The 12126-nt window shown below is 72.1% G+C and carries 9 protein-coding genes and 2 pseudogenes; 7 read left to right on the top strand and 4 right to left on the bottom strand.

Annotated elements, in window-relative coordinates:
- Nucleotides 1-57 precede the first annotated feature (57 nt).
- The 6 genes and pseudogenes from ABD343_RS39835 to ABD343_RS39810 all read left to right on the top strand — a co-directional run.
- A complete protein-coding gene (locus tag ABD343_RS39835) occupies nt 58-1293 on the top strand; it encodes a sugar ABC transporter substrate-binding protein (protein WP_344535679.1) in 1236 nt (411 codons plus the stop codon).
- 44 nt (nt 1294-1337) lie between these two features.
- Nucleotides 1338-2258, top strand: coding sequence for a carbohydrate ABC transporter permease (locus tag ABD343_RS39830; protein ID WP_344535678.1), 921 nt, complete (start codon nt 1338-1340; stop codon nt 2256-2258).
- Between the two features lie 245 nt (nt 2259-2503).
- Complete coding sequence (locus tag ABD343_RS39825; protein ID WP_344535748.1) at nt 2504-3232, top strand: carbohydrate ABC transporter permease; 729 nt, start codon at nt 2504-2506, stop codon at nt 3230-3232.
- A gap of 11 nt (nt 3233-3243) precedes the next feature.
- Nucleotides 3244-4701 carry a GH1 family beta-glucosidase gene (locus ABD343_RS39820; protein ID WP_344535677.1) on the top strand — a complete coding sequence of 486 codons (1458 nt, stop codon included), beginning with the start codon at nt 3244-3246 and terminating at the stop codon, nt 4699-4701.
- The gene (gene yicI, locus ABD343_RS39815; RefSeq protein ID WP_344535676.1) at nt 4698-7040 is read left to right on the top strand and encodes an alpha-xylosidase; all 2343 of its coding nucleotides are present in this window, start codon (nt 4698-4700) and stop codon (nt 7038-7040) included. Before ABD343_RS39820 ends, yicI begins: the two co-directional genes overlap by 4 nt.
- Before the next feature lie 79 nt (nt 7041-7119).
- Nucleotides 7120-8079 (top strand): annotated as a pseudogene (locus ABD343_RS39810) (UDP-N-acetylglucosamine--N-acetylmuramyl-(pentapeptide) pyrophosphoryl-undecaprenol N-acetylglucosamine transferase); the annotation flags it as partial.
- Between the two features lie 118 nt (nt 8080-8197).
- Here the strand turns inward: ABD343_RS39810 and ABD343_RS39805 are convergent.
- A pseudogene (locus ABD343_RS39805) lies at nt 8198-8635 on the bottom strand (dienelactone hydrolase family protein); the annotation flags it as partial.
- Nucleotides 8636-8646: 11 nt separating this feature from the next.
- Nucleotides 8647-9621 carry an MBL fold metallo-hydrolase gene (locus tag ABD343_RS39800; RefSeq protein WP_344535674.1) on the bottom strand — a complete coding sequence of 325 codons (975 nt, stop codon included), beginning with the start codon at nt 9619-9621 and terminating at the stop codon, nt 8647-8649.
- 136 nt (nt 9622-9757) lie between these two features.
- On the opposite strand from ABD343_RS39800, the gene ABD343_RS39795 reads away from it, so the two are divergent.
- Nucleotides 9758-10732 (top strand): helix-turn-helix domain-containing protein, encoded by a 975-nt coding sequence (locus tag ABD343_RS39795; RefSeq protein ID WP_344535673.1) that lies wholly within the window; start codon nt 9758-9760, stop codon nt 10730-10732.
- A 237-nt stretch (nt 10733-10969) separates the two neighbouring features.
- On the opposite strand, the gene ABD343_RS39790 is transcribed toward ABD343_RS39795, so the two are convergent.
- Together ABD343_RS39790 and ABD343_RS39785 are read right to left on the bottom strand one after the other, a co-directional pair.
- Nucleotides 10970-11101, bottom strand: coding sequence for a hypothetical protein (locus ABD343_RS39790; protein WP_344535672.1), 132 nt, complete (start codon nt 11099-11101; stop codon nt 10970-10972).
- A gap of 208 nt (nt 11102-11309) precedes the next feature.
- The gene (locus tag ABD343_RS39785) at nt 11310-11912 is read right to left on the bottom strand and encodes a hypothetical protein (RefSeq protein ID WP_344535671.1); all 603 of its coding nucleotides are present in this window, start codon (nt 11910-11912) and stop codon (nt 11310-11312) included.
- Between the last annotated feature and the right edge of the window lie 214 nt (nt 11913-12126).

The following is a 12126-nucleotide window of genomic DNA, read 5'->3' as shown; positions in this document are numbered from 1 at the left end:
CCGCTCGGCGGAACGCCGCCGTCCCGCCCGGCCCCCCTCGCTCGAACGGAGATCCTCATGCCATCCCGCCCCGCACCCGCGGTGCTCGCCGCCGTCACGGCCGGCGCTCTCGTCGCGCTCGGGCTCGCCGGGTGCGCCCCGGCGCCGGAGCCCGGCACCGTGACCGTGCTGAACTCGGCGACCGACACCGCCGAGCACACGAGGAACCAGAAGTTCTTCGACCGCTGCGCGCGAAAGCTCGGGCTGCGCGTGGAGCAGCTCAGCGTGCCCGCCGACCAAGTGGCCTCCAAGGCGCTGCGGATGGCCTCCTCGAAGTCGCTGCCCGACATCCTGGAGCTGGACGGATCCGAACTGCCCCAGTTCGCCGAGACCAGCGGCCTGCGGAGCCTCGAGCACCTGGGCGTGCGCACCTCGGGCTTCTCCCGCAGCGCCGTCAAGCTGGGCTCGTACGACGGCACCCCGTACGGCATCGCCCGCTCCGCCAACTCCCTCGCCCTCTACTACAACCCGGACCTGCTGCGGAAGGCGGGCGTCGAGCCGCCCCGTACCTGGGACGAGCTGCGCGCCGCCGCCCGGAAGCTGACGCGCGGCGGCACCTACGGGCTGGCCTTCAGTGCCAGCCCGAACGCGGACGGGGTCTATCAGTTCCTGCCGTTCTTCTGGTCGGGCGGGGGTGACGAGTCGCGGCTGGACGGCGGCAAGGGCGCCGACGCGCTGCGGCTGTGGAAGGACCTGGTGACGGACGGCTCCGTCTCCAAGGCCGTCGTGAACTGGAACCAGCAGGACGTCAACGACCAGTTCCTCGCGGGCCGCGCCGCCATGATGATCAACGGGCCGTGGCAGGTGCCGGTCCTCGCCGCCCAGAAGAAGGTGGACTGGTCCGTCTCCGGCATCCCCGTACCGCGCGCGGGCGGCAAGGCCGTCTCGCCGATCGGCGGCACCGTGATGACCGTACCCAAGAACGAGGACGAGGCGCGGGAGCGGGACGCGGCCCGGATCCTCAACTGCCTCAACACCCCTCGCAACCAGCTCGACTGGGGCGAGGCATCGAACAACGTACCCACCCGCACCGCGGTGGCCCGCGGCTATGCGAAGCAGAACCCCAAGCTCCTGCCCTTCGCCGAACTGGTGACCACCGCGCGGTCGCGTACCGGCAAGGTCGGCACCCACTGGCCCGCCGTGAGCGACGCGCTGGCCGGCGCCTTCCAGTCCGTACTGACCGGCGGCAGCAGCCCCGAGGCCGCGCTGCGCCGCGCCCAGCAGCGGGCGGAGAGAGCGGAGTCAGGGGAGTGAACGGCCGGATGAGCAGAGTGAGTTCGATGAGACCGGTGAGATCGATGAGACCGACGAGTTCGGCGAGTTCGGCGAGTTCGGCGAGGCTGCTGCGCTGGGCGTTCATCGCGCCCGCACTGCTGTACATGGCCGCGTTCTTCGGCTATCCGCTGGTGCGCAATCTGCTGATGAGTTTCCAGCGCTACACGCCCACCACCTACTTCACCGGCGAGGCGCCCTTCAACGGCCTGGAGAACTGGCGGGCGGTCTTCGGCGACCCGCTGTTCACCGACGCGCTGTGGCACACGGCGCTGTTCACGGCGGGCTCGCTGCTGGGCCAGTTCACCCTCGGCCTCGCACTGGCCGTGTTCTTCTCCCGCCGCTTCCGGCTCTCCGCCTTCGTCCGCGCCGTGCTGCTGCTGCCCTGGCTGGTGCCGATGGTGGTGGCTGCCGTGGTGTGGCGGCGCATTCTCGACCAGGAGCACGGTGTGCTCAACGCGGCGCTGGAAGCCGTCGGGCTGTCCGACGGTGGTGTGCCCTGGCTGTCCAGCCCCAGCGTGGCCCTGCTGTCGGCGGTGCTGGTCAACATCTGGATCGGCATCCCGTTCAACATGGTCATCCTCTACGGCGGTCTCCAGGAGATTCCCCGCGAGCTGTACGAGGCGGCGTCGCTGGACGGCGCCGGGCCCTGGCGGACGTTCCGCTCGATCACGCTGCCGATGCTGCGCCCGGTGATCACCGTCGTGCTCGTCCTCGGCTTCATGTCGACGGTGAAGATCCTCGACCTGATCCTCGCGCTCACCTCGGGCGGCCCCGCCGACTCCACCCAGACGCTGGGCACCGTCACCTATCAACTGTCGTTCCTGAACCTCGACTTCGGGCAGGGCGCCGTCGTCGGCAACGTCCTCATCCTGATCAGCGCGGTCTTCGCCGTGCTCTATCTGCGCGCCAACCGCGCCGACTTCGGCACCGCGAACGGGAAGTGATCACGATGCCCGCCAGAAACGCCCGGACCAGAAACGCCCGGACCGGAAGCGCCCGGACCGGAAGCGCCCGGACCGGAAGCGCCCGGACCGGAAGCGCCCGGACCGGAAGCGCCCGGACCGGAAGCGCCCGGACCGGAAGCGCCCGGACCGGAAACGCCCGGACCAGAAGAGCCTGGACCGGAAGCACCCGGAACACCGCCGCCGCGCTCCTCATCCTCGCGGTGCTGCTCTTCCCGCTCTACTGGATGCTGGTCACGGCCCTCCAGCCGTCCTCCGGCATCGACGTGGACTGGTTCCCCACGGACCCCGGCCTCGACAGCTTCCGCTCCGCCTTCGACACCCAGGGGCGCTCGCTGTTGACCAGCCTCACCGTCGCGCTGGGTGCCGTCGCCGTCTGTCTGGCGCTGGCCGCGCCCGCCGCATACGGGCTGGCGAGGTTCGGGCTGCGCGGCAGCAGGGCCGTCGTCTTCACCACCCTGATCACCCAGATGGTGCCGGGCATCGTCATCGCCAACGCCCTCTACAGCGCCTACGCGGAGCTGCGGCTGGTCAACTCCTACCTCGGGCTGATCCTCGCCGACGCCTCCCTCGGCCTGCCGTTCTCCATCGTGCTGCTGCGCGCGTTCATGGTGTCCATCCCGGGCGAGGTGGTGGAGGCGGCGCTGGTGGACGGCGCGAACCGGTTCACCGCTTTCGTGCGCATCGTGCTGCCGATGAGCAGGAACGCCCTGATCACGGCGGGCCTGTTCACGTTCCTCTTCGCCTGGTCCGACTTCATGTTCGCGCTCACGCTCAACACCACCGACGACGTCAAGCCGGTCACCCTCGGCATCTACCAGTTCGTGGGCGCCCATGTCAGCGACTGGGGCGCCGTCATGGCCACCGCCGTGCTGTCCGCCGTACCGGCGGCGGTGCTGCTGGTCGTCGCGCAGAAGTACATCGCCGCCGGGATCACCGGCGGCTCCCTCAAGTAAGGCTCACCTTGTTGCATTCGTCGAATTCCGCCTCCGGCGACTCCGCTGACTCCGCCGATTCCGCCGGCCGCTTTCCCGCGCTCACCGGCCTCCCGCCGGACTTCACCTTCGGGACGGCCACCGCCGCCTACCAGATCGAGGGCGCCCACGACGAGGACGGCCGGGGCCCCTCCATCTGGGACACCTACTGCCGCGAGCCCGGCCGTATCGAGGGCGCCGCCACCGGCGACGTCGCCTGCGACCACTACCACCGGTACCGCGAGGACGTCGCCCTGCTGCGCGAGCTGGGCGTGGACAGCTACCGCTTCTCCGTCTCCTGGCCCCGCGTCCAGCCCACCGGAACAGGACCCGCCAACGCACCTGGGCTGGACTTCTACGACAGGCTCACCGACGAACTGCTCGCCGCGGGCATCCGCCCCGCGGTCACCCTCTACCACTGGGACCTGCCGCAGGCCCTGGAGGACCGGGGCGGCTGGCGGGTCCGGGAGACGGCGGAGCGGTTCGCGGCGTACACGGCCCTGGTCGCCGAGCGGCTCGGGGACCGGGTGCACCGCTGGATCACCCTCAACGAGCCCTTCTGCAGCGCCTTCCTCGGCTACGCCACCGGACGGCACGCCCCCGGAGCGCGCGAGGGACGCGGCGCGCTGGCCGCCGCGCACCATCTGCTCGTCGGGCACGGCCTCGCCGTCCGGGCCCTGCGCGCGGCGGACGTCGCAGGGGAGATCGGCATCACCCTCAACCCCGACCGGCTGCTGCCCGCCACCGGCTCACCGGCCGACCAGGCGGCCGTGCGCCGCGCCGAGACCCTGCACAACGAGACCTGGTTCGACCCGCTGTTCGCCGGGCGCTATCCGCGCGGCGAGGCGGAGACCTGGGGCCCGGCGGCCGAGGGCGCCACGCACCGCCGGCCGGACGACCTCGCCCTGATCGGCGCCCCGCTGGACTTCCTCGGCATCAATTACTACCGCCCGCTCACCCTCGCCGACGCGCCCTACCGGGACCCGGATCCCGTGACCCGTACGGCCACCGACATCCGCGTCGCCGAGCGCCCCCGCGACGATGTCCGCCACACCACCATGGGCTGGCCCGTGGTCCCGCACGCCTTCACCGACCTCCTGGTCGACCTGTCGGCGCGCTACCCGGCGCTGCCACCGCTGCTGATCACCGAGAACGGCTCCGCCGAGGCCGACACCGTCACCGAGGACGGACCGCGCGGACGGGTGCACGACGCCGACCGGATCGGCTATCTGCGCGATCACCTGGCCGCGGTGGCCGAGGCGGTCCGCGCGGGCGTGGACGTACGCGGCTACTACGTGTGGTCGCTGCTCGACAACTTCGAATGGGCGCGGGGCTACGGACAGCGCTTCGGCCTGGTGCGCGTCGACTACGCCACCCAGCGGCGCATCCCGAAGGACAGCTACCACTGGTTCCGCGACCTGATCAACGCCCACCGAAAGGCCGCCCGATGAAGTTCACCGACGGCTACTGGATGATGCGCGACGGCGTCGAGGCGTCGTACGCCACCGAGATCGCCGACAGCCGCGTCGAGGACGACCGCTTCACCCTCTACGCCCCCGTGCGCCACCTCCGGCACCGGGGCGACACCCTCAACGGCCCCCTGCTCACCGTCGAGTGCTTCTCTCCCGCCGAGGGGGTGATCGGTGTCCGCGCCACCCACCACGCGGGAACCACGGACCGAGGACCCCACTTCGCCCTGCGGGCCCGCGAAGGTCAGGAGACGGCCGGCAAGGTGACCCGCGACGGCGCCGCGCTCGAACTGGCCAGCGGCGCCCTCGCGGTGCGTGTCGACACCGCCGCCCCGTACCGGCTGGACTTCACCGCCGACGGCCGCACCCTCACCTCCGCCGAGGCGCGCGGCACCGGCTACGCGAGGACACCGGACGGCGCCCACCACTCCCTCGCCCAGCTCTCCCTCGGCGTCGGCGAGCTGGTCTACGGCCTGGGCGAGCGCTTCACCCCGTTCACCCGCAACGGGCAGAGCGTCGACATATGGCAGGCCGACGGCGGCACCGCGAGCGAACAGGCATACAAGAACGTCCCGTTCCACCTCACCAACCGCGGCTACGGCGTCTTCGTCAACCACCCGGGGCAGGTGTCCTACGAGGTCGGCTCCGAGGCGGTCGGCCAGGTGCAGTTCAGCGTCGAGGACCAGACGCTGGAGTACTACGTCATCCACGGCCCCACCCCCAAGGCGATCCTCGACCGCTACACCGCGCTCACCGGCCGCCCGGCCCTGCCCCCCGCCTGGTCGTTCGGCCTGTGGCTCTCCACCTCCTTCACCACGTCCTACGACGAGGAGACCGTCGCCCGCTTCGTACGCGGCATGGCCGACCGGGGCATCCCGCTCGGCGTCTTCCACTTCGACTGCTTCTGGATGCGCGCCTACCAGTGGTGCGACTTCACCTGGGACCCCGAGGTCTTCCCCGACCCGGAGGGCATGCTGCGCCGTCTCAAGGACGAGCAGGGGCTGCGGATCTGCGTATGGATCAACCCCTATATCGCCCAGAAGTCCCCGCTGTTCGCCGAGGCCGCCGCGCTGGGCCATCTGGTGCGCAGGCCGGACGGCAGCGTGTGGCAGTGGGACATGTGGCAGGCCGGCATGGGCCTGGTCGACTTCACCAGCCCGGCCGCGCGCGCCTGGTACGCGGACAAGCTGCGCGGGCTGCTCGGCCAGGGCGTGGACTGCTTCAAGACCGACTTCGGCGAGCGCGTCCCCACCGACGTCGTCTGGCACGACGGCTCCGACCCGGAGCGTATGCACAACTACTACACCCACCTCTACAACCGCACCGTCTTCGAGACGCTCACGGAAGAACGGGGCGAGGGCGAGGCGGTCCTCTTCGCCCGCTCGGCGACGGCCGGGGGCCAGCAGTTCCCCGTGCACTGGGGCGGCGACTGCGAGTCCACGTTCGGCGCGATGGCCGAGTCGCTGCGCGGCGGTCTCTCCCTCGGCCTGTCCGGCTTCGGCTTCTGGAGCCACGACATCGGCGGCTTCGAGGGCACGCCGAGCCCGGAGGTCTTCAAGCGCTGGGTTCCCTTCGGGCTGCTGTCCTCGCACAGCCGGCTGCACGGGAGTACGTCGTACCGGGTGCCGTGGGCGTTCGACGACAACGCGAACGGGAGCGGGGACGAGCACCGGGACGGGGAAGCGGTGGCGGTCACCCGCGCCTTCACCCGCCTCAAGCACCGGCTGATGCCGTACCTCTACCGCGCGGCCCAGCAGGCGGCCGAGCACGGCACACCTGTGCTGCGCGCGATGCTGCTCGACTTCTCCGACGACCCCGCCTGCCACACCCTCGACCGGCAGTACATGCTCGGCGACGATCTCCTCGTCGCCCCCGTCTTCAGCGCTGACGGCACCGTCGAGTACTACGTGCCGGACGGCGAATGGACCCACCTGCTGTCGGGCGAACGGGTCCGTGGCCCCGGCTGGCGCCACGAGCGGTACGGCTTCGACAGCCTGCCCCTCCTGATCCGCCCCGGCGCGGTCCTCCCTCTCGGAGCACGGGACGACACCGCCGTCTACGACTGGGCACACGGGGTCACGCTCCGCGTGCACGGTCTCGCCGACGGCCAGTCGGTGACGACCCGGATTCCGGGGCCGGATCCGACGACCCCAGGTGCGGTCTTCCACACGAGGCGGCAGGGCCGCCGGATCACGGTCGAGACGGCGGCACCGCTCCCCGGGCCGTGGCACGTCCACTTGGACGGCGACATCCGGGTGCCGGCGTCGCCGGGGGAGACACGGGTGACCGGGGCACTCCCGGAAGCCGACTCCCCGAGCTGAGGAGACATCAACCACGGCCGCTTCGCGAAGAACCGGGCTGCGAGGCGCCGGAGCCGGAATCGCCGCCGGCCGAACTCCGCCCGGCAAGATCCGCCGTTCCTCGAATCCGTTGAAGATGCTCAGCCCGGCGAACGTGCGCGACATGCTCCGGGTGCCGCTGGGGGTGTTGCAGGCGCGGAAGCTCGTGGCCGGGTTCCGGCCGGACGTGGTCCTGGCCACGGGTGGGTACGTCGCGGTCCCGGCCGGGCTGGCGGCCCGTCTGTGCAAGCGCCCGCTGGTCCTGCACGAGCAGACCGTCCGGCTGGGCCTGGCCAACCGCAAGTTGGCGTCCTCGGCGGCGCGGATCGCGGTCTCCTCGGAGTCGACGCTGCCGCTGCTCCCGGAGGCCGTACGGTCTGTGGCGGTGGTGACCGGGAATCCTGTGCGGGCGCAGGTGCTGGATGGACACGCGGACAAGGCTGTCGCCGCGCTCGGTCTGACGGGGTTCGACCGCCGTCTCCCGACGCTGTACGTCACCGGGGGCGCGCAGGGGTCCGAGCAGATCAACGCGGCGGTCCGTGCCGCGCTGCCGTGGCTGCTGGAGCGCGCCAACGTCGTGCACCAGTGCGGGCCGGACCATGAGGCCGCGATGCGCGCGCACGCGGCGCCGCTTCCGGCCGCGCACGCGGGACGCTACTACGTGGCGGGTTTCGTCGGCCCGGAGCTGCCGGACGTCCTGGCGCTCGCCGATGTGGTGCTCTCGCGCAGCGGGGCGGGCACGCTCGCCGAACTCACCGCCTTGGGGAAGCCCGCCGTCTTCGTGCCCTTGGCGTCCTCGGCCGGGAACGAGCAGGCGCACAACGCCCGCCACCTGCAACAGGCGGGCGCGGCCGTGGCGCTGGAAGGCGAGGTCACCGCGGAATGCCTGCAAGCGGCCCTCGCGCCGCTGCTGGAGGACCCGGCACGGCGTGAGGCGATGGGGAAGGCGGCGCGTACGCACGGGAGGCCGGACGCGGCGGACAGCCTCGTGGAGGTGCTGCTGTCCGCCGCGTCCGGCTGAGCCCAGGGGAGGAACCTGGCCGGCAGGTCAGGTCAACCCGGCCATCCACCAGGCGTACCGCGCCGGGATGGAGGGCCAGCTCGGCGCGCTCGGCCTGGACGGCGGGCAGGAGTGAGTATCAGGAGCCGATCGGAGATCCGTCCGTGACGGGCAGGCATTCCGCGAGCAGAGCGACGATGTCACGCCAGGCTCGCTGTGCGTGCTGTGGGTGGTAGCCGACGCCGGGACGCACGGTGTGGCCGACCGGTGGGTGGTGGAAGGCGTGAAGGGCCCCTCCGTAGACCACGAGGCGCCAGTCGACGCCCGCGGCCTGCATCTCCGCGGTGAACGCGTCCCGTTGGGCGGGCGGCATGATCGGGTCTTCCGACCCGACCCCTGCCCATACCGGGCAGCGAATGCGTGCCGCCTCACCCGGTCGGCCCGTGGTCAGCGCGTTGACTGTCCCGATGGCGCGCAGGCCGACGCCCTCACGACCGAGTTCCAGTGCGATCGCGCCACCGGTGCCGTGGCCGACGGCTGCGGTCCGGTCGGGGTCTGCCCGTGGCTCGGCACGCAAGGGGCAGGGCTTCAGGCCCGTACGAACGGGTGGTTGAGGTGAGCTGTGGCCAGTAGGGCGCGGTGGGCCGAGGCCCGGGCGAGCAGGTTCTCGCGGGTGGTACGGGCCGTGGTCTGGTCCTTCTCGCGGCGGTAGGGGACGGCGGGGTCTGCCAGTTGGACCGCGTGGACCAGGGCGTCGCCGGTGATGAGGATCTCGCGCCCGCCGTCGACCAGGACGGACTGGTGACCCGGTGTGTGGCCGGGGGCCGGGACGGCGGTGACGCCGCGCAGCAGGCGGGTACGGCCGTCGATCTGGTGGAGGAGGCCCGCGCGCCGCAGCGGCGCGAGGACGTACGTCGTCGCGCTGTCGTCGTCGGACAGCGCGGCGACCTCGGCGCGCTGGATGACGTAGCGCGCGTCGGGGAAGAGGGGCGTGCCGTCGGGGGTGACGGCCCAGCCGTAGTGGTCCTCGTGGAGGTGGGTGAGGACCACGGCTTCGACGTCGGTACGCGCGATGCCCGCCGCGCGCAGCACCTCCGGCAGGTGCCCCGGGACCGGGGCCCAGTCGGAGGCGGGACTGCCCGCCGGGCCCACGCCGGTGTCGACGAGGGTGACCCGGCCGCCGGGGCGGCGGATCGCGTAGCAGCGGAAGTCGAGTTCCCAGGTGTCGCCGGGGCCGAACGCCGCGGGGTCCAGCCGCCGGGCCCGTGCCCAGTCCCGTTCGTCGGCTGCCGGGAACTCGTCCTGCCGCCGCCCGGGGAAGGGCCCGTGCGCGTCGAGCAGCGCCAGCACCTCGTAGCGGCCCGAGCGGCGCACGGTGATCCGGCCGCGGTCCGCGACGGCGTCGGCGTCGGGGTCGAGGTCGGGGCCGGGGTCGGGGGCGGGGCGTCGGTCTGCGGCGACCGCGTTCCGTGCCGCGGCGGACCAGCCCACGACGCCCAGCGCCGCCGCGCCGAGCAGGGCGTGCCGACGGGTGTGCGCAGGTGTATGAGGGTTCGGGTTCATGGGGCGATGCTGGCGGGTGGGCAGAGCCCGGCACTTGAATCCATGTGCCCGGTTCGCCGCCCCCGGCACAAGAGAAGACTTGTACGGGCGTACGGGCGTACGGGCGTACGGCGTGCGGGCGGGCTATGGTGCCCGCATGGCCGTGGAGCGGCGCGCGCTGCTGCGCGAGGACGACGTCCACCTCGCCGACGTACGGTGCCGACATGCGCCGCCCGGCTGGACCGAGCCGCGTGCGGCGGCGGTATTCGGGCTCGTGCTCGTCCGGCGCGGGCTGGTGCGAGCGCGGATCGACGGGACGGAACGGCTGCTGGACGCGGCGAGCGTCTACGTCGAACGGCCCGGCAGCGAACAGCGCTTCGCGCACCCGTGCGGCGGTGACGACTACACCGAGATCGTGCTGTCCGAACCCCGGGTCGCCGCGATGCTGGGCGGCGACCCGACGGTGCCGGACGTCGCGGAGGGCCTGGTGTTCGTGAGCCGCGAACTCGCCCTGGAACACAGGCTGTTGCTCACCCGGGCCCGTAGGGGCGGGGGTGCCGCCGACCCGTTCGAGACCGGTGAGCGGACGGCTGTGCTCGCGGGGCGGATCCTCGCGCGGACCGCGCCCGCGCGCGCCGCGAGCGGGCGCCCGCGCACGGTTGCGGCGCGACGCCGGCTGGTGGACGACGCGCGTGCGGCTCTCGACGCCGAGCCGACGCTCGGGCTGGAGGCACTGGGACGTGCCGTCAACTGCTCACCGCACCATCTGAGCCGGGTCTTCTCCGCAACCACCGGCCTCTCCCTCACCCGCTACCGCAACCGGCTCCGGCTCGCCCGCGTCCTGGATCGGCTGTGCGAGGGCGAGCGCGATCTGCGGCTGCTCGCGAGCGAGCTGGGCTTCAGCGATCAGGCGCACATGACCCGTACGGTCCGCGAGGTGGCCGGACTGCCGCCGGGACGACTGCGGGAGGTGCTCGCCGGGGACCGGTCGGGCTCACGGGTGTCACCGCCCGTTCGCCCGGGGCGCCGGATCCGTGGAGCGGCCGAAGTGGTCGAAGCCGCCGAAGCGGTCGAACCTACCCTCAAGGCTGGGCCTGCTGATCTCGCGGACGGAGAAGTCCCGCATGAGTGAGGTCCCCGCCCCGGGTCCCCGTCGGGCGGCAGCGCCCCTCCCCGGTACCCGACGCCCTCGAACGTTTCGTGCACGCCTCCACGGACGAGGTGTACGGGCCGCTGCGGACGCGGACGCGGACGCGGAGGCGGACACGGACGCGGACGCGGACACGGACACGGACCCGGGCGGGGACGGCGACCACGCGCTCCGGACACTCCACAGGCCGCCGCCCGACTGGCGGAGACCGGGACTGTCTCAGGCGCCGCGCAACCCGTCGAGGATGACGCGGAGCGTGCGGGAGCCCCGGGCGGGGTCCGCGGGCAGGCCCAAGAAGCAGCCGGGCGTGACCGTGGCCTGGGCCGGGAACGGGATGTCATGCCAGTCCACGTCATCCCGGAGCCTGCCGGCCTGCTGGGCGCGCTCGGTGGTCTGCCGGATGAGATGGCAGGAGGCGATGGCGCAGCGCGGCGATGTCGGGGCCGTCGTGTGCGTCGAGCGTTCCGGACAGGCCCGCATTCTCCGCCGTGCGGGCGGCCGGATCGCCGAACAGCCGGGTGAAGCCCGAGGCCCCCTCCCGGCGATCATGCCGTCGGCATCACGGGGTCACAACCTTCTCGAAGCCCTCGCTCTGCTCCCAGCGCAGGTAGTACAGGCCGGCGTCGCTGTTGTAGAGGAACAGGACACGGCTGCCGTCGTCGTTGATGCTGGTGTCCTCCCAGCCGTCGAAATCCTTCGTGACGTTGATGTCCCAGTCGCTCAGCTTGCCCTGGGCCACGCCTGCGATGGATTCGGTCGGGGGCTCGCCGTCCGAACAGTAACGGCCGAAGTCGGCGATCAGTGAGACGGTGCCGTTGACCTCGGCGAGATCAACGCCCTGACAGCGGTCGGTCGTGGTCCGGTAGAGCGTGTGCCACTTGCTCCATGTCGTGGCACCCGCCGCCTGATGACGCTCCTGAACGCCGGTGCCCTTCACCAGACGTACGTGGACCGTGCGGCCGTCACTGAGCTTCAGCGTCGACTGGTAGGCGTCTTCGTCCGAGGCACCGGCCTTCGCCGCGGTGCCCTGCCCGGCCAACGGGGCCCGGTGCTCGTCACCGGACGATTCCCCCGCGCCCACAGCGCTGCCATACCCGGCTACCAGCACCCCGACCGTCGCTATCCCGATAAGTGCTGCGCGCGGCGCCCTGCGAATCCCCACGATCCGTCCCCTTGCACACTCGACACTGAGAGGTCTGTCACGGGGACGCCACACGCACACAGCCGGTTCCAGCCCGACGACGTTCCGCGCCTTCGTGCGACGCCGTATATGCCGACGCACCTCGGCCGTAGACCTCTTGACGTATCAAGCACGCAGTCTGGAGGTCCTGCGGCAGGTAGCCGTGGCCGCCCCGGGCGGCCACGGCTACCTCGCG

The sequence above is a fragment of the Streptomyces albiaxialis genome, from assembly GCF_039530985.1.
GTDB classification, from domain to species: Bacteria; Actinomycetota; Actinomycetes; order Streptomycetales; family Streptomycetaceae; genus Streptomyces; species Streptomyces albiaxialis.
Note: the sequence above shows the minus strand (reverse complement) of the source record. Positions and strands in the feature narration are given on the sequence as shown.

What these genes read in the sequence shown, in the direction of transcription:
- ABD343_RS39835 (WP_344535679.1), top strand. Translation starts at nt 58, where the DNA reads ATGCCATCCCGCCCCGCACCCGCGGTGCTCGCCGCCGTCACGGCCGGC.
- ABD343_RS39800 (WP_344535674.1), bottom strand. Translation starts at nt 9,621, where the DNA reads ATGAACCCGAACCCTCATACACCTGCGCACACCCGTCGGCACGCCCTG.
- yicI (WP_344535676.1), top strand. Translation starts at nt 4,698, where the DNA reads ATGAAGTTCACCGACGGCTACTGGATGATGCGCGACGGCGTCGAGGCG.
- ABD343_RS39795 (WP_344535673.1), top strand. Translation starts at nt 9,758, where the DNA reads ATGGCCGTGGAGCGGCGCGCGCTGCTGCGCGAGGACGACGTCCACCTC.
- ABD343_RS39830 (WP_344535678.1), top strand. Translation starts at nt 1,338, where the DNA reads ATGAGACCGACGAGTTCGGCGAGTTCGGCGAGTTCGGCGAGGCTGCTG.
- ABD343_RS39825 (WP_344535748.1), top strand. Translation starts at nt 2,504, where the DNA reads ATGCTGGTCACGGCCCTCCAGCCGTCCTCCGGCATCGACGTGGACTGG.